Here is a 20,198-nt window from a genome sequence, read left to right on the forward strand (position 1 = left end):
AAATCGGCACAGTTTTTCCCTGAAGGGAAACAAAAATTTTGTGGGCAAGAGCCTGATTTGCAACAGAAAGAGAGAAAAAAATGGCGCAATATTCAGCTTGGTTTAAATATGCAAAAGTATTAGTTTTAGGCGATGTAATGCTCGATCGCTATTGGTTCGGCGGCACCAATCGGATTTCCCCGGAAGCGCCGGTGCCGGTAGTTCGGGTTCAGGAGCAAGAAGAACGGGCCGGCGGCGCCGCTAACGTGGCGATGAATATCGCCGCATTGGGCGTACCTGTTACCTTATTGGGGCTGACCGGCCGTGATGAAGCGGCTGCGGCGCTTACCGCGCTGTTGAATAAAAATCGTATCCAATGTGATTTCGTCAGTTTGGATACCCATCCGACCATTACTAAATTGCGTGTATTGTCCCGCCATCAGCAATTATTACGTTTGGATTTTGAAGAAAATTTCAATAATGCCTCCGGGACGGAACTGCTCGCAAAATTGGAAAATGCGGTTAAAGATTTCGGCGCTTTAGTGCTGTCGGATTACGGCAAAGGCACCTTAAACGAAGTGCAACAGATGATTCGCCTCGCCCGCAAGGCAAATTTACCGGTACTGATCGATCCGAAAGGAACGGACTTTGAACGCTACCGCGGCGCCACTCTATTAACCCCGAATATGTCGGAATTTGAAGCGGTGGTCGGCCCTTGCCGCAGCGAAGAGGATATTATTGAAAAAGGCCTGCAACTGATTGCCGATATCGAACTCAGCGCATTGTTGGTTACCCGTTCCGAAAAAGGCATGACCCTGTTGCGCCCGGGTCAACCTGCCTATCATTTGCCGACCGTAGCCAAAGAGGTCTTTGACGTTACCGGTGCGGGCGATACGGTAATCAGCGTACTGGCCACGGCGCTGGCGGACGGTCGTTCCTTGGAAGAAGCCTGCTACCTATCCAATGTGGCGGCGGGTATCGTTGTGGGTAAACTGGGAACTTCAACGGTTTCCACCGTAGAGCTGGAAAATGCCATTCACGGCCGTAGTGCCACAGGTTTCGGCATTATGAGCGAAGAAGCGCTGAAAGAGGCGGTGAAACAGGCTAAAGATCGCGGTGAAAAAATCGTAATGACCAATGGTTGCTTCGATATTTTGCACCCGGGCCATGTTTCTTATTTGGAAAATGCACGGAAATTAGGGGATCGCCTGATTGTGGCGGTAAATTCCGATCAATCGGTAAAACGTCTGAAAGGTGAAAATCGTCCGATTAACGGCCTGGCGGAACGTATGGCGGTACTGGCGGGGCTTTCTTCGGTGGATTGGTTGGTGGCCTTTGAGGAGGATACGCCGCAGCGTTTGATTGGTGAAATCCTGCCCGATTTGTTGGTAAAAGGGGGCGATTATCAGCCCGAAGAAATCGCCGGCAGTAAAGAAGTTTGGGCTAACGGCGGCGAAGTCCGGGTGCTGAATTTTGAAAACGGCTGTTCCACCAGCAATATTATTCAGCGTATTCAGCAGTTAAAATAAGCTGCCGGATAAAGCCAGGAAAAAGGAAGAATAATAATCTGCACCCCAAAAGTCGGACTAATCCCCAACCCGCTAAGGTGCAGATTTTTTATGCTTATTTTATTTTAGTGATGAACTTATGCGTACTTCGCTTTGTCTTAGCCTGCGTCGTAGTTCTACGATATGCGTGGCGGCCATAAGTCGAGCGCAATAATATTTCTGTTTAGAAGGATTCATTTAATGAAAGCATTAAAACATATTTTAGCTTTAAGTCTGGGGCTGATGGTTTCCAATTCTCTACTGGCGGCGGATAACCCGGCCGATAAGCCTAATTCGGCGCAGGAAAAGGCCAAAACCAGCTTGACGCAAAAAAGCACAACATTGCAACAGCAGAGTAAAGATAAGCTGAGTGCGGCAAAAACTTCAACTGAAAAAGCTGCCAATGTAAGCAAGGAAAAACTGGAAAAAACTAAAAAAACTTTGACAGATAAAGGGGATAAGGCAAAGGATTCCGCCCGCAAACAGGTAAGCGAGTTGCAACAGAAGGGCGAAAGTGCTAAAAAAACGGTTAGCGCTAAAGCGGCGACTAAAGTAAATATCAATACTGCGGATGCGCAAACATTGCAGAGCCTGAACGGTATAGGCGAGGCTAAAGCCAAAGCGATTATCGAGTATCGCAAAAAAGCGGGAAAAATTAAAAATGCACAGGATCTGTCCGCCATTCCGGGAATAGGTTCCGCTACTATTGAGAAAATTTCCCCTTATTTAAGCTATTGATCCGCCTCTGAAAAAAAAAGTGGTGAAAAAAACACCGCACTTTTATGCGTAAAGCGGCTGTAAACCGGGCTTAAAGCGCAAAGTGCGGTATTTTTTGATTGGATTTATGGGGATTTTACTTTTTCCACCCGTCCGAGCTTGCCGTCCCACTCAATCTGTACCAAGGTTGCGGTATTAAATCCTACCGGATTGTTGCCGCACAGCTCAGCCACAATTTCCCCCACCAGCGGCAAATGGGAAACCAACAGCAGACATTGATGATTATTTTCCTGTGCCAGCAGCGCCAGATAATCCCGAATCGGTGCGGCGTTACCATAGGGAGTCAGGGCGTCCCAGTTTTCACTTTTCGCTGCCAGCTCTCCCGCAAAGCAGCGGTTAATTTGCGCCAGCGTTTCTTGAGCGCGAACATAAGGGCTGACCAATACTTTGTCGAAACGAATCTCCTGCTCGCGTAACCATTGTCCCTGCGCATAGGCCTGCCGTTCACCCCGTTCGGTTAAATGCCGTTCGCTGTCAGTGGCGGCAAGCAATTGTGCTTCACCGTGGCGCATAATAAAAATTTTCATCTTCCCTCCCTTAAGATATAGATTCCCTTATTGCGCAAAGGCCGTAAGAGGCATATAAGCATATTGCAAGTTATCTCCGCTATTGTTATTGAAAGTTATGCTGATTGCAATCTCGCCGCAGAAACAAATTTATTCTCCGCCCAAGATTTTCTAATGGCGGCGAAAGGAAAATTTTATCCGGCGAATACTCGATCTACGCGGATTTTCAGCGTATAATGCCCACCAGTTTTTGGCCTTTGTCAGTTTATATTTTAAGCTTTCAAAACGAAAGATAATTTTAAAATCACTTATTTAAGTAAATTACGGAGTAATGAATGTCTAGACGATTAAGAAGAACCAAGATTGTATGTACGATGGGCCCTGCTACCGATAAAGGCAATAATTTGGAAAAAATTATTGCGGCGGGTGCTAACGTTGTTCGTATGAACTTCTCTCACGGTTCGCCGGAAGATCATATTCAGCGTGCGGAGAAAGTGCGTGAAATCGCGAAAAAATTAGGTAAACACGTGGCTATTCTCGGCGATCTGCAAGGACCTAAAATCCGTGTTTCTACCTTTAAAGAAGGCAAAATTTTCTTAAGTGTCGGCGATAAATTCGTTCTGGACGCAGAATTACCAAAAGGTGAAGGTAACCAAGAAGCTGTGGGTCTGGACTATAAAACTTTACCTAAAGATGTGGTGCCGGGCGATATTCTGTTATTGGACGACGGTCGCGTACAGTTAAAAGTGTTGTCCACCGAAGGGGCGAAAGTCTTTACCGAGGTTACCGTGGGCGGGCCTTTATCCAATAATAAAGGGATCAATAAACTGGGCGGCGGTTTATCCGCAGATGCGCTGACGGAAAAAGATAAAGCGGACATTATTACCGCAGCCCGTATCGGCGTTGATTATCTGGCGGTTTCTTTCCCGCGTTCCGGTGCGGATCTGAACTATGCGCGCGAACTGGCGGAACAGGCCGGTTTGAAAGCAAAAATCGTGGCGAAAGTGGAACGTGCCGAAGCGGTTGCCAGCGAAGAAGCGATGGACGATATTATTCTGGCTTCCGATGTGATTATGGTAGCGCGCGGCGATCTTGGGGTTGAAATCGGTGATCCTGAGTTAGTCGGCGTACAGAAAAAATTAATTCGTCGTTCTCGCCGTCTGAACCGTGTGGTAATTACCGCTACCCAGATGATGGAATCCATGATCAGCAATCCGATGCCGACCCGTGCGGAAGTTATGGACGTGGCCAATGCGGTTCTGGACGGAACCGATGCGGTAATGCTTTCCGCCGAAACGGCTGCGGGGCAGTACCCTTCCGAAACCGTTGCGGCAATGGCGAAGGTTTGTTTAGGTGCGGAAAAAATGCCTAGCGTGAACGTTTCCCGTCATCGTATGGACGTTCAGTTCGATTCCATCGAGGAATCCGTAGCTATGTCCGCAATGTATGCGGCCAACCATATGAAAGGGGTTGCGGCTATCGTTTCTCTGACCAATACCGGTCGTACCGCGCGTTTAATGTCGCGTATCAGCTCCGGATTGCCGATTTTCGCTTTATCCCGTAACGAATCCACCTTAAATCTGTGCGCTTTATATCGCGGTGTTACTCCGGTGTATTTCGAAAAAGAAAGCCGTACAGCCGAAGCGGCCAGAGTTGCAGTGCAGTTGCTGAAAGATAAAGGTTTCTTGGTTAGCGGCGATTTGGTATTGCTGACCCATGGCGATCAGCCGAGTACGGGAACCAATGTTTGCCGTACCCTGGTTGTTGAATAAGAGGGTCGGAGATAGCCTCGAATAAGCGGGCTATTTACATCTCTCCATGGATAACCTGCCGGAATTTTCCGGCAGGTTTTTTTATGTTTAATCAGGCGGAAATATCGGGTGGCGACTTGCCCATAAGGGGAAAGGCTGTAAATTAGCGTTGCCGTTGCCCTTGTAGGCGTCGGCGGAAATTACGGGGTTTTAAACCCCATTTAGCGGGATTCCGCACAAATTTCTAGCCGTTTATTATGAAATTGCTGCAAGGTACAGCGGTGGCCGATACTTAATATAATCATCTCCGGCAGCTTGGCGCGGATTTTGCTGTAAAGCAGATGCTCGGTGGACTCATCTAGTGCGGAAGTGGTTTCGTCCAAAAACACCACATCGGGTTTGGCCAGAAAGATACGGATAAAGGCTACACGCTGCAACTCGCCCGGAGATAGCAGGGTTTGCCAGTCTTTTTCCTGATCGAGTTGAGCGATATATTTACTCAGACGACATTTTTCCATATAGCTTATAAGTTCCGGATGATGGGGATCCGTATGGGGATAGCAAATGGCCTTGCGCAAGGTACCTTGGGGCATATAGGGGCGTTGCGGCAGAAAAAGAATATTGCTGCAAGGGCGTTCGCAATGGCCCGTGGTCGCAAAAGGATAGATACCGGCAATCGCTTTCAGCAAGGTGGTTTTACCCGCACCGGAAGGGCCTTGAATCAGCAGGGCATCGCCCGGGTTCAGCTCCAAGTTAATATTGCGCAGCAATATATTGCCCTTTTGATCCTTTAAGCCGAAATTTCGCAGGGCGACCCTGTGAGTACATTGGGTCGGATGATGAATTTGATTGGCGTCCAGTTCGTCAAGCGTGGAAAGAAAACCGTATAAACGGTTTAAACGAGCCTGATACAGGGTGAATTCTTCATAAAATAAACGGAAAAAGGACAGCGCCCGCATCAGGCGGTTAAAGGCCTGCACGGTTTGGTGCATATCGCCGAGGGTGGCCTGTCCGGCAAAAAAGCGCGGAGCCTGCAACATTAACGGCAGGATCATGGCGATTTGGGTAACCCCGGTATTCAGCCCGTCCAGTCCCAACATTCGGCGCACAATGGCCCAGCGGTTATCGATAATACGGCTAAATTTTCCGCTTAAATTTGAGCGCTCTTTTTGTTCGCCGTTATAAAAGGCGATACTTTCCGCATTATCCCTTATCCGCACCAATGAATAACGATAATCTCCGTTGTAGCGTTCTTTGTCATAGTTCAGTTTAATCAGCGGATAGCCGATCCAGACCGATAGGGCGGTAGCCAGTAGAATAAAGCTGTAAATAAAAAATACCGCACCTTTCGGAACGGCAATGCCGAACAGTTCCAGCAGCCCGGAAAGCATCCATAAAATCAGGGTAAATTCAATAATGGAAACAATGGCGCCGATAACGCCGTCCAGCAAATCCAAGGTACCGCTGATAAATTCTCTGGCGTCCTGCTCGATACGCTGATCGATATTATCCGGCAGCTCTTTTTTATACTTGATCCTATAGTAATTTTTATGCGCCAGCCAAGCGTCTACCATTAGGTGATTGAGTTTTTCCAACCACTTTATTTCAAATACCTGGCGCAGCAGATAATTTAAAATGGTATGGATAATTTTACACAGCACCAAGGCGGCGTTGATGGCGGCGAAAAACCAGAATGCTTCGGCTTTTTTATCCTGCAGTGCGCTGTACAGCCCGTTATAGAAAAAGGTATTCAGCACGCTGATACGCACTTCAAGCAGGATAAAAATAAGCAGCAACAGCATGAGAGCGATGCTTTTATACTTATTGCCGGCCTTAAAGCAAGGGGCGACGATGCGTATAAATTTACGTCCGAAGGGCGTATTTCTGCATAACAACGCACAAACGGACAGCACCAATATGATCCAGAATAACGAAGTTAAAAGCCAGTTGAAACTACCGTTTAATTGGGTTTGCCAGTTCATTGAGATGATTCCGCACAGGGTAAAAGGGCGCACAGGCCCTGATACCCGGTTAGCCTTGATTGATTAAAATTCAACTTTTGCATTCAGGAACACTTCGCGTCCGTACCCGAGAGAAATAGGTACGATATAGCTGTCGGCATTACCTGAAGTGGATTGGTAGTAGACTTTGTCGGACAGGTTCTTACCGTTTAACTGCAGGCTGAGTTTTTGTCCGCCGATTTTGGTGTCATAGGCTAAAAAAGCGTCATAAATTACCGCATCCGGTATTTTATAGGCGGTTTTATAATTGGAAGTATAGGCGTTCCAGCTGCCTAAATAACGTGCGCCGGCACCGAGCCGCCAGTCGCCGTGCAGGAAATGCCCCAGTTCATAGCTAAGGAACAGGGCGGCCTGATGTTCCGGCACCCCGATCAGCTGTTTACCGATAGCGGCAGGATAGGCATCGTTAGCGATATTTTTCACCTTGGTATAGGTATAGGTGGCGGACAGGCTGAGATCTCGGGTGAGATAGCCGTTAATATCCACTTCGAGCCCGCGCGAACGCTGCTTACCGGCAATATAGACATCGCCGTTGCTATCGGTTTCCGCCACATTGCGCTTATTGATATTAAATAAAGCCAGGGTGGCGTTAATGTTTTCGCTTTCGTATTTGGTTCCGATTTCAACGGATTTCCCCTGCTCCGGCGCCAGACCCGCATCTACTTTATTGGCGATACTGTACTGCGGGCGGAACGATTCCGCATAGTTCGCATAAGTTGCCCAGTTCGGGCTGAATTTATATACGCTTCCGAACTGATAGAGCAGCTTGCCGTCGTGCTGATCCGTATTCGGCACGAAGTTTTTGCCGATGGCATGGCGCCCCGCCACCTGATCGAAATATTCATAGCGCAGTCCGCCGGTAACGATCAGGCGCTCGGTAAGATATGCGGTATCCTGAATATAGAGCCCCAGGGTTTTGATATTATTAATCTGCCAGTTGTTGGCCGCCACGGTTTCTTTGGCATCGGGCGAGGTGTAAACCGGATTATCGATATTAATACTGCTCCAGCCGCCGTTATTATAAACCGGGCCGGTGGTGCGGTAGTTACGGCTGGCGTCTGCGCCGATAATAAAGCGGTTGGCAATATCGCCGAGGGAGAATTCCCCGACTAAATTGAGGGAAGCCGAATGCAGGCGCTGATCCGCCGCCTGTTTTTCTAAACGGCGTAAAGCGGTGCGCGGTGCCAGGGTTCTGCTGGTATTGCCGGATTTATAACTGAGGTTGTCGCTATGGCTGGTATTAACCGCAACCACACGGGTCTGGCGATAATTGTATTTATCCCTTGCATAGGCGTAGGCAAAATTCAATTTCCACTGATCATTTAATTTATGTTCCAGCTTCACCTGAATATTATCGGTTTTGCCCTTGGTTTGATTGTTCGGTTCGTCCAAACGGCGTGAGGCGGGAATATCGACTACCTGTCCGTTCACCAATTGCGTACCGCGGTCGAAAGGCTGGCTATAATCCAAATGTTCATAGGCCAGCAACACTTGGGTGCGCTCGTTTTGCCAAGATAGGGAAGGGGCGTAAGTGGTCGTTTGTATCTTACCGAAGTTACGCCAGTAATCCTTTTCCTGCTTGTCGTAAATAAAACGGTAGGCGAAGCCCTCGCCCAATCCGCCGGTGGAATCCAGCTGGGTTCCCCACATATTATTATTGCCGAGGCTGGCGCTGATACTGTGTTTCGCTTCCTGCTGCGGTTTTTTACTGATGACATTAATAATTCCGCCCGGATCCTGAATGCCGTACAGTACGGAAGCCGGCCCTTTCAGCACTTCCACGGTTTCGGTGGTGGCGCCGAAGTTATGGGACGGCCCCGCCTGCATACCGTTGCGCATAATCGAATTATCACGGTTGCCGCCGAAGCCGCGCTTTTGTACCGCATCGAAAATACCGCCCAGAGTATTGGCCTGGCTCACCCCGCTGACACTGGCAAGGGCGTCCACTAGATCCCTGGGTTTACGATCTTCCAGTAGTTTTGTGGTTACAACATTGACGGTGGTAGGGGTGTCGATAATAGGAACATCCACCTTAGATACCGAGGAGGTACCCAGTGCATGATAACCGATTTGCTGCAGGTAATCGGCATTGACGTCGATTTGAGCTAAAGACTCCACTGCGGTGGCGGAAAAGTCTTTATTTTCTCCGGCATATTCCGTTGTATCGGCATAGGCGCCGAAACTGAGGCTGCCGGCAAAAAGTGCGGTATAAATCAGATTAAATTTAAATGGCATAAAGGATCCTTAAGCGCGATAAAAATACCGACCTATTCAATGCATGCGAATATTTGCGCGCAGGCCGGGAAGTTATGGAAAAAAGGTTGCGCAAGTATAGCGAAAGGAAATTCTCCCTTCAATAGGAATTGTTCTCATTTTTATCCGTAAATTGCAGGGCTTTATTTTAGTCGTGCGTCCTTAGTCTAAGACAGGCTAAGGACATAAATAAGTAAAGCGGGTTTGAATCCGGTTTGGCACCAGGGGCGGACAATATCGCGAAAAACTCGGCGGAAAATGACCGCTCTTTTACCCGATTTTAGGGCGGGAACAAGGCTATTTTAATTTTTCCAACCTTGCCAGCAGAAGGCTGTCGGGCTGTTTCTGAATACGGTACAGGCGACCGGACAGCAACAGCGCGGCAACGGTCAGACTGACCACAAAGCTGATCCAAAAGCCGGAAGCGCCCAGACGCGGCACCAGAATATCCGTTCTGGCCAGCGTATAGCCGAGGGGCATACCTATCCCCCAGTAGCAGAACATCGTAATATACAAAATGGATTTCGTATCTTTATAACCGCGCAGAGCGCCGATAGAAATGGCCTGGATACTGTCGGAAAACTGATAGAGCGCCACGATCAGCAGCAGTGCGGCGGCCAATGCGATAACCTCTTTATCGGCAACAAAAACGGCGGCAATAGGTTCGCGTAGAAAAACGGTAATAAGTGCGGTTAAAACCGTTACCGCCAGACCGATGGCGAAAGCGCAATAAGCGGTTTTTTTGGCATCGGCGGGAGATTGCTCACCTAGGTGTTGACCGATCAGAATGGTTGTCGCCATACCTATAGAGGTTGGCAGCATAAACAAAAAGGAACTGGTATTCAGGGCAATCTGATGGCTGGCCACGATATTCGCCCCCAAGGGAGAGAGCAGCAGAGAAGTTAGTGCGAATAGGGTAACCTCGCTGCATAGCGCCATTGCCAAGGGAAATCCCAGGCGCAACAGTTTTTTCTGGGTATGGGCATCGGGCCGCTCGATAATTTTGGCAAAGAGGTTTAAATCGCGCAAATGGGCGGCGGATTTACTGTAGCCCAACATCATCAGACACATCAACCAGTTGACCGTTGCCGTGGCGATACCGCAACCGACCGCTCCGAAAGCGGGCATGCCCAATTTACCGTAAATAAAAATATAGTTGAGCGGAATATTCAGCAGCAGGCCGAAAAAGGTAATCAGCATCGCCGGTTTGGTTTTGCCTAAGCCGTCATTCAGACAGCGGAAATTCACCATTAATAAATAGGCGGGCAGCCCCCACAGCATGGCGTGCAGATAGCCTAGGGTGATTTCCGCCAGCCGGGGTTCCATGCCCATCGCACGGATAATCATATCACTGTGATAAATCATCAGCCCGAGGGGAATGCTGGCACCCAAAGCAATCCACACGCCTTGGCGGATCTGATGGGCAATATGCCGGCGCTGCCCGCGGCCGTTTAAATAGGCGACCGTAGGCGGTAATGCCAGCAGCAGCCCGTGCCCGAACAATACCAGCGGCAGCCAGATGGAAGCGCCGATGGAAATCGCCGCCATATCGGCGGCGCTAACCCGTCCGGCCATAATACTGTCTGCTAGCCCCATGGTATTTTGCGACAGCTGGGCAAATAAAATCGGCAAAGCCAAGGAAATCAGTTTTTTACTTTCGGCGGCATATCCGCCTTGCGGTTTTATTGGTTGCATAAAATGAATGCCTTTTCGGCGACAATGAATTCTGTTGATTAATCGGCTATAATAGCGCCCGTGTTTATATTGATAAATCGGAGAGAACATGTTTACAGGAATTGTTCAGGGAACGGCGCAAATAGATAGCCTTATCGAGAAGGCGGATTTTAAAACATACCGACTTAAAATGCCACCACAAATGCTGGAGGGGTTGGAGATCGGCGCCTCGGTGGCAAATAACGGCGTATGTTTGACCGTTACTGCCATTGAAGGAGAATTGGTCAGTTTCGATTTAATGCGCGAAACCCTGCGCCTGACCAATCTGGATAAGCTTAAAGTCGGCGATTTTGTGAATGTGGAACGGGCGATGAAAATGGGCGCTGAAATCGGTGGCCATATTTTGTCCGGCCATGTATATTGCACCGCCAGAGTTTCTCGCTTATTACCTTCGGAAAATAATTTGCAGATTTGGTTTGAACCTACGGATCCTTCGATAATGAAATATATTTTGAAAAAAGGCTTTATTGCCGTAGACGGGATCAGCTTGACCGTGGGAGAAACCGAAGAAAATCGCTTTTGCGTTAATTTGATTCCGGAAACCTTACAGCGCACCGTAATTGCGCAACGCGCCGCGGGGGACGAAGTTAATATCGAAATCGATCCCCAGACCCAGGCTATCGTCGATACGGTGGAACGTTATTTAGCCGATAAAGCAACGGAAAAATAAGGCCTCGCTGTAAGTTCGGGAAAAGCTAAAGGCAACCCGGATAAATAAACGGATAACAAGACAAACAAAAAGTGCGGTGGGATTTATATGAATTTTCCACCGCACTTATGGTTTATCGGGGGCAAGTCCTATATTAATATGCCCCGGAAGAATTAATTAATATATTTAAATACCTTCACCACTTTTTGCACGCCGGAAATATTGCGTGCGATTTCCGCCGCCGCATCTCCCTGTGCAGGCGTTACGTTGCCGAGCAGAAATACTTCGTTATTTTCGGTGATAACCTTAACGTCCGTGGCTTTAACTGCGGAATCCACCAGCATTTTGGATTTAATCTGGGTGGTGATCCAGCTGTCTTTACTCTGCTGAGTAAAGCCGATCGGTGCGCCTACGCGCATTTCGTTATACACTTCCTGTACGCCTTCCACGCCTTTCGCCAAACCGGTGGCCACCTCTTTCAGGCTTTCATTCGGTAATTCGCCGATAAGCAGGATACGATTGCTGTAGGAAACCGTAACCACTCGTCCTTCCCGTTTGATCTGTTCGTCTTTTCTGACGGCGGAGGCCACTTTCAGCTCCAAGGTTTCGTCGTCAACCTGAGTACCGACCGTACGCGGATCCGTTCCCACTTTGGTGGCGACGGCGGCACCGCCGGCCAGTGCGGCGATACATCCCTGCAGTAATAACGCTGAACCCAGTACAAGGCCGAGTTTTTTCATTGTGCTGATATTCATGTCAATTCTCCTTTTATTTTGGCGTTGACAGTGTGGTACGGCACGAATTATTTGTCAATGGCTTTGTGTAAACAGCGTATGATCAATTAATTCGCATAAGGCATTGATAATAAATAAATGGCTTTCCAAAATGCGGCTTTCTTTTATTGCCGGTACTTTGATGGCTAAATCGTTTTCACTCAGCAAACCTTGCAGATGATCGTTTTTCGCCCCTGTCAGGGCGATAATCGCCATTTCTTTATTTAGGGCGCAACTTAGCAGATTGAGTACGGCTTCTTCATCGGCAAAGGGGGAGATCACGAACAGTACGTCGCCTTGCTGGGCGAGGGCGTTAAACTGTTTCTGATAAAGGCAGGATAACTGATTATCGGATACAATGGCGGAACCCACCGCACCGTCGATATTGAGCAGAACGGAGGGGAAGCTCGGGCGTTCCAACTCGTAGCGATTAAGCAAATTGGCGACCAAAAACTGGGCATTGGCAGAAGAGCGCCCATGTCCGCAAACGATAATCTTATTGCCGCGCAACAAACAGCCGACCAACAGATTCACCGCCTGCATAAGGGTATCCGGCAGCAGTCGGGAGGCGGAAATCTGGGTTTGAATATTTTCGGTATAAAGATCTCTGATTTTATCTAACATATTATTCTATAAAATTTTTAAACCATTGAATTTGTGCGGCACTGCGACCGAAGGTAATCAGGTCGAAACGACAGTCCGTATCTTCCAGGCTGGAGTTCCGTTCGGCAAGCCAGAGTGCGGCGGCATCCACCCATTTTTGCTGTTTACGCCGATCCACGCTTTCTGCCGCCGAACCGAAGCCATCGTGGCTACGCTGGCGTACTTCAATAAAAACAATGGTGTTGCGGTCATACATAATCAGATCGATTTCACCGCATTTAAAGCTACAGTTAGCCGCAACGAATCGCAATCCCTGCGCTTCCAGAAAAAGGCGAGCCTGTTTTTCAAAGCTCGCCCCTTGCCGACGTTTTAGCGAAAGCATCATTAATTAAGCGGAAGGATATTGCCGTTCTGGTAGGTGAACCAGGTCATTTCCCGTTCGATATTGCAGTTCGGGCCGGCGCTCAGTTTACCGGTCAGACCGCTGATAGAGAAACCCGGTACCTGACGCAGTTCATTAAACTGATTAATCAGCAACCAGCTATCGGAACCCATGGCGTATAGACGCATCAGAGAATAATCGCCGGAGGTGGCGTCTTCGATTTTCTGATACTGCGCAGAATCGGTTTCTTTAAAGAACGGAATATCGCTGAACATCACCCCTTCCATGGCTAAGCGGTATTCCGCCGCATTATTGGAAGAGTTATTACGCGAATTGGCATAGATTTTCGCTTTGATATTGGCGTTATCCAGTGCGCTCTTAATGGTTAACAGGTTATCGCCGGAGGTAACCACAACATAAAGGGCCTGATCCTGAGCGCCGCTGCTTTCTAAATTATAGGCGGCGTCATTCGGATTATTGTAAAAGCGGATATCCGCATCGGTGGAAGCCAGCTGCTGCCAACGAACATTGAATGCCGAAGCGGTACGCTGTCCCAGATCGCTTTGCGGCACGATAACCACAGGTTTGCGTACGCCGTCGTTCCACATTTTATTGGCCGCCGCTTCCGCTTCGTCTTCCGGTGCCAGACCGTAATAACAGAGCTGATTAACCGCTTTACTGTTGGCGGTGGAATTTAGCGCCAGGACGTTAAGCCCTTGCACCTTGGTCGGATCATTTAAAATCACGTCCACATTATTTTTCAGTAACGGGCCGATAATCGCTTGAGCGCCGCTTTGTTTGGCTTTGGCGATAGCTTCATCGATAGGTGCTGCCATGGTATCGATCATCTCTACCTGAACGGCGGCAGAAGCGCCTTTCGCATCGTCCAGACCGGATTTAATCGTATTGCCCAGAATAGAGGCGTTACCGCTTAAAGGAAGCAATACCGCTACGCGGTTAAGCTGGGTTTGTTGGAAATTGGAAATACTTTTCAGCTCGGTCGGGAATAAGTAAGCGGCGGAATGGTTCGGATAGGAGGATTTCCACGCTTGTAACGCCTGGCTCAGTTGCGCCGGTTGGCTTAGATTCTGGTTGTAGGCGTTTGTCAGTGCCAGCCAGCCGCCGAGGGCAATATCGCCGTTCGCCGAGGTAGAAGTAATCAAACCTTTATTCGCATTGCGTAATAAAGCCCAGGTACGATCGATATTTTCCTGTTTGCGCTGAACATCGGTGATCACTTCGTCCATTTTAATCCGTGCTTTTACCGCTGCGATAATGTCGTAACGATTTTCCGCAATACGGGCGGCGACCTGATGATAACGAGCCTGCTGAGAGGCGCTTAACTGTGCCGGATCAATACTTTTTAACAGCCCATCGGCTTTATTCTGATTACGTTTGATGGCTGCAATATGGGCTTCAATCAGGGTTTTATCCAGGCGCTGTTCATCGCTCAAATCTTGAAGCTCGGCCAACAGCGCTTCCGCCTGAGGCAGTTTATTTTCGGTAACCAATACGCGGGCAGCAAGCAGTTTATACACCTGACGACCGTCTTGATCCTGGGTTTGTTCAAGTTTATTCATATAGAAATCGGAACTGGCATTGGCATCATTTTTCAACAAGCCCGAAAAATTATCACCGAGTAGGGTAGTACAGCCCGCCAGCATCAGGGGGAATAAAAAAGCGATTAGCCCTTTTTTAAATTTAGTACGTTGTAATAGAATAGTCATAGTTACTCCGGTATCTAGTAGAGATAGCTCGGATCTTACTTCGCTAATAGGTTAAAAGCAAACAAAGAATGAGTGAAATGAATAATTTATCCGGCGTCTTATATATTGTCGCCACGCCTATCGGTAATTTGAAGGACATAAGCCAGCGCGCCTTGGATACCCTGGCCGCAGCGGATTTAATTGCGGCGGAAGATACCCGCCACAGCGGTTTGTTACTGAATCATTACGGAATTAAAAAGCCCTTTTTCGCCCTGCATGATCATAATGAACAGCAGAAAGCGGAATTGTTGGTGGAAAAATTGCGTCGCGGGGAAAATATCGCCCTGATTTCCGATGCGGGAACGCCGTTGATTTGCGATCCCGGCTTTCATCTGGTTAGAAAATGCCGGCAGGCGGGGCTTAGAGTGGTGCCGATTCCCGGCGCCTGTGCGGCGATTGCAGCGTTGAGCGCCTCGGGAATCGCCTCCGATCGTTTTTGTTTCGAAGGTTTTCTGCCTGCTAAAAGCAAGGCGCGCTGCGATAAACTGCAAAGCCTAGCGGAAGAAGAGCGCACCCTGATTTTTTATGAAAGTACCCATCGTATTTGCGATGCCCTACAGGATATTGAAAATGTATTGGGGCCGTCGCGCTATATGGTACTGGCTCGCGAACTGACGAAAACCTGGGAAACCCTGAGTGCCGACAGCGTAGCCAATTTACGCCGATGGCTGGCGGAAGACAGCAATCGGATTAAAGGCGAAATGGTGCTGATTATTGAAGGCAAGCCCGCAAGCGATAAAGAGGAGGAATTTTCGCCGCAAGCCGTGCGGGCGCTAAGGAGAATCGCTCAGGAACTGCCGCTAAAAAAAGCGGCGGCGATTGTCGCCGAACTATACGGTTATAAGAAAAACGCACTTTATCAGTTCGGACTGGAGCATTTTCAATAAACCCTAATAAAAGGCAACGAGGATTTAGCGCCGAAAAGCAAAAAAAACGACCGCCGATGGCAAAAGAGCGGTCGTTTTTTCAGAAGTTTTTTATTCTTCCGTTACTGTGCCATATTGCGCACGGTTTTCAAAAATCCCTGCGCACTGCTGTAAACATCGGTTTTGCCCTGTGCGGTTAAAATCATATCCGACATTTCGCGAAATGCGCCGCGGCCGCCGCGCAGTTCCAGTACGTAATCGGCACAATGCTTCACATAATCGGCGGCATCCGCTACCGTAAAGGTAACGCCGCACAGTGCGAAAGCGGGAAGATCCACGCTGTCGTCGCCGATATAAGCGGTTTGTTGCGGATTAACGCCGGCTTGTTCCATCAGTTTCAAACAGGCGCTTTCTTTTTCCAACTGACCTAAAATAAACAGGCGAATGCCGAGATCCTGAATACGCTTGCGTAGAATCGGCGAATCCCGACCGGATAAAACCGCCACCTGAATACCTTGTTCCATAAGCATACGAATCCCCAAACCGTCGCGTACATGGAAGCTTTTCAGGGCTTCGCCGTTAGCGTCGTAATGCAGTAAGCCGTCGGTCAGTACTCCGTCCACATCGGTGATAACGAGTTTTATATTTTGCAGATTTTCGTTCATAGGCTTAGCTCGAGAATTCGATCAGACCGACGACCTGATGATTGTCGTCCACAGCGACCAGGGAGTGGATTTTATGTTCTTTCATATAGCTTTCGGCTTTAGCCAGAAATTCGTTTTGATTAACGGTTTTCGGGTTGGAGGTCATTAGATCCCGTGCGCTTTGGTTCAAGGTCTGGGCGCCGTTGCGGGTCAGCGCGCGGCGGATATCGCCGTCGGTAATAATTCCTTTCAACTGATTATTTTCCATTACTAAGGCAACGCCCATACGCCCTTCGTTCATAATGCTCAGGCAATCGGTGAAAGAGGTGGAAAGTTCGGTAACAGGTAAACGGGTCTGCATCTGATCCTTGACCCGGCACAGCAAACGGCGTCCCAAACTGCCGCCCGGATGGAATTTGGCAAAATCCGCCGGTTGAAAACGGCGGGCGTTAATCAGGGCGACGGCAAGAGCATCACCCAATGCCAAGGTTACCAACGCCGAGGTGGTCGGCGCCAGATTATTCGGGCATACTTCCCGTTCAACGCTGATATCCAGTATATAATCCGCATGTCTTGCCAAGGTGGAATTAGGATTACTGGTGAGGGCGATAATTTTATTACCGAAATTTTTCAGGCTGGGGATCAGTTTATTCACATCGTCGCTTTCGCCGCTGTAGGAAATCAGCATTACGATATCTATGGGTTTGAGCATACCCAAATCACCGTGAAAGGCTTCGGTAGGGTGCAGGAAAAAACTCGGCGTTCCGGTGGAAGCGAAAGTGGCGACCATTTTTTTACCGATGAGGCCGGATTTACCGATGCCGCCGATAACCAGACGCCCCTGACAGGAGAGGATAAGGTCGATGACCGCATTGAAATTCTGATCAAGATTCCGACTCAGTTTCGCCAGTGCCTGCTGTTCCACGGCAAGGGTTTCCCGCGCGTTATGTAAATAATCCATAGGATCCTCTTTATAATTAAAAAAGTGCGGTCATTTTAACCCAAGTTTTTTTTTAACTCTATTTTATTTATGAAAATTGAGATATACTTCACGGCCTGAGTCAGTCAGGCAATCGCTGGTTCATTGAAGCCCTTAACCGTCTGTTACAGACAAACTAGCGGGACAAGTGAACGAGAGGAAAGTCCGAGCTACATAGGGCAGGGTGCCGGATAACGTCCGGGGGGCGCGAGCCTACGACAAGTGCAGCAGAGAGCAGACCGCCGATGTTCGTAAGAGCAGGTAAGGGTGAAAGGGTGCGGTAAGAGCGCACCGTATGGCCGGTAACGGTGCATAGCAGGGTAAACTCCACTCGTAGCAAGACCAAATAGGAACTCAATGGGCGGCCCGCTCAGAGTTCGGGTAGGTTGCTTGAACGGCAGAGTAATTTGCCGTCTAGATGAATGATTGTCCGCGACAGAACTCGGCTTATCGACTGACTCGCCTTTTTCACCGCCGTCCCTCGGGGCGACGGTTTATTTTTTCAGTAAGTCTTTTAATCCCGCTTTCATGGCGGACATCTGGTTTTCATACAGCACCTTACTTTCCCGCTCGTCAATCATATAGGAAATGGTTTCCGACAGGGTCATTTTCAGCTTGCGCGAATATTTGGACAGGCGCAGCCAGACCGCATATTCCAGATCAATGGATTTTTTCTTAGTCGATTGCTTTTCCCCATTGAAAAAACGTTTACGTCTGGCACGGATCGCCTGATCCATTTTTACGAACAGATTTTTTGCCATATGATCGGTAATCCATTGTTCGATTTGCTGAGGCCGATTCTGACTTTCCACCAGTAACCGAACCTTTTCGGCACAAAGGCTGCTTTCCGTATAGCGGGTGATATTTTCCCCCTCACGGTTTTTTTTAATTAAATACAGCCATTTCCAATGGGCTTCCTGATTCTCTAGCTTTTGATATTTCATTGTTTTTTCGCCTTTTGGTGACGTGGTAACCTGCTCTAATATACGCATTTTCCAAGGCTTTTACCAGCGGATTCTATTGCCGCGGCGAACAGTAGCGGATAGAAATTTTAAGACAGGGGCAAGGGAATTGTGCCATAATGCCACACCAAAATTATTTCCAGCAGAGAATTGCCGTGCATCTTACTTCATTGAGCGAACAACTTTTAGACTGGCGGGAATTATTGCCCAATTTGTCTCTTGAGACCCTTTCCGCACAAGCCACCGGTTTTTTTGATCTACAGGCGCGTGCGGCTTCCGCTTTAGAGCATTTCCGGCGTAACCCGCACCGTAATCTCTTACTCCTGAAAGCGGATGATCAGAGGGAATATGCGGAGCTGCTGATGGCGCATCTGCAAAAATATCCGGTATCGAGCGCACCGCGCGGCGTACATTATATTATCGAACAGGCGGACAGTTTTTCTTTTGCCGCCGTTTCCCTGCGCCCGGCACAATCCGCCGCCGATAATTTTGCCGCCACCGAGAATGTGGCGACGGCACTGCATTTCGATCAGGAAAAATTATTCGGTGCGCTGCGCATTCACCCCGTATCCAAAGATCTGCAACTCACGCCGGGATTGGTGCATCGTTTAAACGGCGGTGTGCTGATTTTAGGCGTCAATGCTTTATTGAGCCAACCGGAATTATGGCTAAGATTGAAACATCTGCTCGCCTCGGGTTGGTTCGACTGGTATTCCATGCACCCGTTCAAGCCTTTGCCATGCAGTATTCCCGGTTATGGACTGAAATTAAAACTTATTTTGCTCGGCAGCCGAACCGAACTGGCGGCGTTGGCGGAATTTGATGAAGAGCTGTTGCGCTTGGGAGATTATTCCGAGATTGAGAGCCATATCAGCATCGAACGGCCGGAACAGCAGCTTAAATGGGCGCAGTATGTATGCGAATTTGCCCGCAGCCTGAATTTCCCGCTGCCGACAGTGCAAGGACTGAATCGGCTCTACCAGCTACTGGTTCGGGAAAGCGAGGATCGCAGCCTTATTAATATTGCACCGACCAAACTAAAGGAATTATTCAGTAAGGCGAGCAGCGGCGCCGATGAAAATAAAACCCGGCTCGATGCGGAGGACTTTGAAAGAGTTTTTCAGCAAACGCAAATGCAGCAGAGTTTTCTGCGCGAGCAGACCTATGCGGATATTTTTCACGAGCAGGTTTATATTCCAACCGAAGGTGAAGCGGTAGGGCAGGTTAACGGTTTGTCCGTGATTGAATATCAGGGAACCCCTCTTTCCTTTGGCGAGCCTTCGCGCATTAGCTGTATTGTTCAGTTCGGCGAAGGAGAGATCGTCGATATCGATCGTAAAAACGAATTGGCGGGTAATATCCACAGTAAAGGCATGATGATTGCCGAAAGTTGTCTGGCCAATATTCTGGAACTGCCTTCCCAGTTGCCGTTTTCGGCTTCGTTGGTATTTGAGCAGTCCTACGGCGAAATCGACGGCGATAGTGCTTCTTTGGCCGAATTCTGCGTGCTGACCAGTGCCTTGTCGGATCTGCCCTTGCCTCAATCCATTGCGGTAACCGGCGCCATCGATCAGTTCGGTCTGGTACATGCGGTGGGCGGTGTAAATGATAAAATCGAGGGCTTTTTCGCTATTTGCGAGGGGCGCGGACTAAGCGGCGAACAGGGAGTGATTATTCCTTCCGCCGCCATTCATCAGCTCAGTTTGTCGGAAGCGGTGGTAAGTGCGGTTAAAAATCAGCAATTTTTTATCTGGACGGTGGAAGATGTTTATCAGGCCTGCGAAATCCTGTTTAAGCGCAGCTTAACGGAAGAAGAGGGACAAACCTATAACGAAACCAATCTGCCCGTTGCTCATTTGATTTCCCAGCGTATCGAACTGCGTTCCGAAGCGCCGAAAGGGGGATTATGGCAGCTTCTGTTCGGCCGAAAATAACTCTTAAAAAAATCAGCGCTGTTGCCGGGTTACAGACATATATCGGCGATAAAGCGGGGGGAATGGTTCCCC

At 48.8% G+C, this 20,198-nt stretch carries 17 protein-coding genes and 1 other RNA gene; 7 read left to right on the forward strand and 11 right to left on the reverse strand.

The window, feature by feature from the left end; all coding sequences use genetic code 11:
- Positions 1 to 80: 80 nt before the first annotated feature.
- The gene (gene hldE, locus EDC45_RS03325) at positions 81 to 1,508 is read left to right on the forward strand and encodes a bifunctional D-glycero-beta-D-manno-heptose-7-phosphate kinase/D-glycero-beta-D-manno-heptose 1-phosphate adenylyltransferase HldE (RefSeq protein ID WP_133543444.1); all 1,428 of its coding nucleotides are present in this window, start codon (positions 81 to 83) and stop codon (positions 1,506 to 1,508) included.
- A 219-nt stretch (positions 1,509 to 1,727) separates the two neighbouring features.
- The gene (locus EDC45_RS03330) at positions 1,728 to 2,264 is read left to right on the forward strand and encodes a ComEA family DNA-binding protein (RefSeq protein ID WP_133543446.1); all 537 of its coding nucleotides are present in this window, start codon (positions 1,728 to 1,730) and stop codon (positions 2,262 to 2,264) included.
- A 104-nt stretch (positions 2,265 to 2,368) separates the two neighbouring features.
- On the opposite strand, the gene sixA is transcribed toward EDC45_RS03330, so the two are convergent.
- On the reverse strand, positions 2,369 to 2,830 hold the full coding sequence (gene sixA, locus EDC45_RS03335) for a phosphohistidine phosphatase SixA (RefSeq protein WP_133543448.1): 462 nt from the start codon (positions 2,828 to 2,830) through the stop codon (positions 2,369 to 2,371).
- Between the two features lie 314 nt (positions 2,831 to 3,144).
- Here sixA and pyk point away from each other — a divergent pair, with 314 nt between their 5' ends.
- Entirely contained in the window at positions 3,145 to 4,581 is a 1,437-nt protein-coding gene (pyk, locus tag EDC45_RS03340; protein WP_133543450.1) for a pyruvate kinase, read from the forward strand.
- Between the two features lie 200 nt (positions 4,582 to 4,781).
- Here the strand turns inward: pyk and EDC45_RS03345 are convergent, their stop codons facing one another.
- The 3 genes from EDC45_RS03345 to EDC45_RS03355 form a co-directional block, all read right to left on the reverse strand.
- Positions 4,782 to 6,542: an ABC transporter ATP-binding protein/permease gene (locus tag EDC45_RS03345; protein WP_133543452.1), complete on the reverse strand. Its 1,761-nt coding sequence runs from the start codon at positions 6,540 to 6,542 to the stop codon at positions 4,782 to 4,784.
- Between the two features lie 63 nt (positions 6,543 to 6,605).
- Positions 6,606 to 8,816, reverse strand: a complete 2,211-nt coding sequence (locus tag EDC45_RS03350) for a TonB-dependent siderophore receptor (RefSeq protein WP_133543454.1) — start codon at positions 8,814 to 8,816, stop codon at positions 6,606 to 6,608.
- 315 nt (positions 8,817 to 9,131) lie between these two features.
- Positions 9,132 to 10,529, reverse strand: coding sequence for an MATE family efflux transporter (locus EDC45_RS03355; protein ID WP_133543456.1), 1,398 nt, complete (start codon positions 10,527 to 10,529; stop codon positions 9,132 to 9,134).
- A gap of 88 nt (positions 10,530 to 10,617) precedes the next feature.
- Between EDC45_RS03355 and EDC45_RS03360 the strand changes: the two genes are divergently transcribed.
- Positions 10,618 to 11,238 carry a riboflavin synthase subunit alpha gene (locus tag EDC45_RS03360; RefSeq protein WP_133543458.1) on the forward strand — a complete coding sequence of 207 codons (621 nt, stop codon included), beginning with the start codon at positions 10,618 to 10,620 and terminating at the stop codon, positions 11,236 to 11,238.
- Between the two features lie 152 nt (positions 11,239 to 11,390).
- Here EDC45_RS03360 and dolP read toward each other — a convergent pair whose 3' ends face one another.
- From dolP to EDC45_RS03380, 4 genes are read right to left on the reverse strand one after another with little or no spacing between them, the layout of a single operon-like run.
- Positions 11,391 to 11,972: a division/outer membrane stress-associated lipid-binding lipoprotein gene (gene dolP / locus EDC45_RS03365; protein ID WP_133543460.1), complete on the reverse strand. Its 582-nt coding sequence runs from the start codon at positions 11,970 to 11,972 to the stop codon at positions 11,391 to 11,393.
- Positions 11,973 to 12,026: 54 nt separating this feature from the next.
- Positions 12,027 to 12,614 (reverse strand): D-sedoheptulose-7-phosphate isomerase, encoded by a 588-nt coding sequence (locus tag EDC45_RS03370; protein WP_133543463.1) that lies wholly within the window; start codon positions 12,612 to 12,614, stop codon positions 12,027 to 12,029.
- Position 12,615: 1 nt separating this feature from the next.
- The gene (locus EDC45_RS03375; protein ID WP_133543908.1) at positions 12,616 to 12,975 is read right to left on the reverse strand and encodes a YraN family protein; all 360 of its coding nucleotides are present in this window, start codon (positions 12,973 to 12,975) and stop codon (positions 12,616 to 12,618) included.
- Positions 12,976 to 12,977: 2 nt separating this feature from the next.
- A complete protein-coding gene (locus EDC45_RS03380; protein WP_133543465.1) occupies positions 12,978 to 14,702 on the reverse strand; it encodes a penicillin-binding protein activator in 1,725 nt (574 codons plus the stop codon).
- Positions 14,703 to 14,779: 77 nt separating this feature from the next.
- Between EDC45_RS03380 and rsmI the strand changes: the two genes are divergently transcribed.
- Complete coding sequence (gene rsmI / locus EDC45_RS03385; protein WP_133543910.1) at positions 14,780 to 15,628, forward strand: 16S rRNA (cytidine(1402)-2'-O)-methyltransferase; 849 nt, start codon at positions 14,780 to 14,782, stop codon at positions 15,626 to 15,628.
- A 101-nt stretch (positions 15,629 to 15,729) separates the two neighbouring features.
- Here the strand turns inward: rsmI and EDC45_RS03390 are convergent, their stop codons facing one another.
- The gene (locus tag EDC45_RS03390; RefSeq protein ID WP_133543467.1) at positions 15,730 to 16,272 is read right to left on the reverse strand and encodes a KdsC family phosphatase; all 543 of its coding nucleotides are present in this window, start codon (positions 16,270 to 16,272) and stop codon (positions 15,730 to 15,732) included.
- Positions 16,273 to 16,276: 4 nt separating this feature from the next.
- Entirely contained in the window at positions 16,277 to 17,212 is a 936-nt protein-coding gene (locus tag EDC45_RS03395; protein ID WP_133543469.1) for a KpsF/GutQ family sugar isomerase, read from the reverse strand.
- 96 nt (positions 17,213 to 17,308) lie between these two features.
- Here EDC45_RS03395 and rnpB point away from each other — a divergent pair.
- An RNA gene (gene rnpB, locus EDC45_RS03400) (RNase P RNA component class A) lies at positions 17,309 to 17,696 on the forward strand.
- A gap of 28 nt (positions 17,697 to 17,724) precedes the next feature.
- Here rnpB and matP read toward each other — a convergent pair.
- Positions 17,725 to 18,174: a macrodomain Ter protein MatP gene (gene matP / locus EDC45_RS03405; RefSeq protein ID WP_133543470.1), complete on the reverse strand. Its 450-nt coding sequence runs from the start codon at positions 18,172 to 18,174 to the stop codon at positions 17,725 to 17,727.
- Positions 18,175 to 18,347: 173 nt separating this feature from the next.
- On the opposite strand from matP, the gene EDC45_RS03410 reads away from it, so the two are divergent.
- The gene (locus EDC45_RS03410) at positions 18,348 to 20,126 is read left to right on the forward strand and encodes an AAA family ATPase (RefSeq protein WP_133543912.1); all 1,779 of its coding nucleotides are present in this window, start codon (positions 18,348 to 18,350) and stop codon (positions 20,124 to 20,126) included.
- Positions 20,127 to 20,198: the final 72 nt, after the last annotated feature.

This window comes from Mesocricetibacter intestinalis, assembly GCF_004363295.1.
In the GTDB taxonomy this organism is placed as follows: Bacteria; Pseudomonadota; Gammaproteobacteria; order Enterobacterales; family Pasteurellaceae; genus Mesocricetibacter; species Mesocricetibacter intestinalis.

What these genes read in the sequence shown, in the direction of transcription:
- hldE (WP_133543444.1), top strand. Translation starts at nt 81, where the DNA reads ATGGCGCAATATTCAGCTTGGTTTAAATATGCAAAAGTATTAGTTTTA.
- EDC45_RS03330 (WP_133543446.1), top strand. Translation starts at nt 1,728, where the DNA reads ATGAAAGCATTAAAACATATTTTAGCTTTAAGTCTGGGGCTGATGGTT.
- sixA (WP_133543448.1), bottom strand. Translation starts at nt 2,830, where the DNA reads ATGAAAATTTTTATTATGCGCCACGGTGAAGCACAATTGCTTGCCGCC.
- pyk (WP_133543450.1), top strand. Translation starts at nt 3,145, where the DNA reads ATGTCTAGACGATTAAGAAGAACCAAGATTGTATGTACGATGGGCCCT.
- EDC45_RS03345 (WP_133543452.1), bottom strand. Translation starts at nt 6,542, where the DNA reads ATGAACTGGCAAACCCAATTAAACGGTAGTTTCAACTGGCTTTTAACT.
- EDC45_RS03350 (WP_133543454.1), bottom strand. Translation starts at nt 8,816, where the DNA reads ATGCCATTTAAATTTAATCTGATTTATACCGCACTTTTTGCCGGCAGC.
- EDC45_RS03355 (WP_133543456.1), bottom strand. Translation starts at nt 10,529, where the DNA reads ATGCAACCAATAAAACCGCAAGGCGGATATGCCGCCGAAAGTAAAAAA.
- EDC45_RS03360 (WP_133543458.1), top strand. Translation starts at nt 10,618, where the DNA reads ATGTTTACAGGAATTGTTCAGGGAACGGCGCAAATAGATAGCCTTATC.
- dolP (WP_133543460.1), bottom strand. Translation starts at nt 11,972, where the DNA reads ATGAATATCAGCACAATGAAAAAACTCGGCCTTGTACTGGGTTCAGCG.
- EDC45_RS03370 (WP_133543463.1), bottom strand. Translation starts at nt 12,614, where the DNA reads ATGTTAGATAAAATCAGAGATCTTTATACCGAAAATATTCAAACCCAG.
- EDC45_RS03375 (WP_133543908.1), bottom strand. Translation starts at nt 12,975, where the DNA reads ATGCTTTCGCTAAAACGTCGGCAAGGGGCGAGCTTTGAAAAACAGGCT.
- EDC45_RS03380 (WP_133543465.1), bottom strand. Translation starts at nt 14,702, where the DNA reads ATGACTATTCTATTACAACGTACTAAATTTAAAAAAGGGCTAATCGCT.
- rsmI (WP_133543910.1), top strand. Translation starts at nt 14,780, where the DNA reads ATGAATAATTTATCCGGCGTCTTATATATTGTCGCCACGCCTATCGGT.
- EDC45_RS03390 (WP_133543467.1), bottom strand. Translation starts at nt 16,272, where the DNA reads ATGAACGAAAATCTGCAAAATATAAAACTCGTTATCACCGATGTGGAC.
- EDC45_RS03395 (WP_133543469.1), bottom strand. Translation starts at nt 17,212, where the DNA reads ATGGATTATTTACATAACGCGCGGGAAACCCTTGCCGTGGAACAGCAG.
- matP (WP_133543470.1), bottom strand. Translation starts at nt 18,174, where the DNA reads ATGAAATATCAAAAGCTAGAGAATCAGGAAGCCCATTGGAAATGGCTG.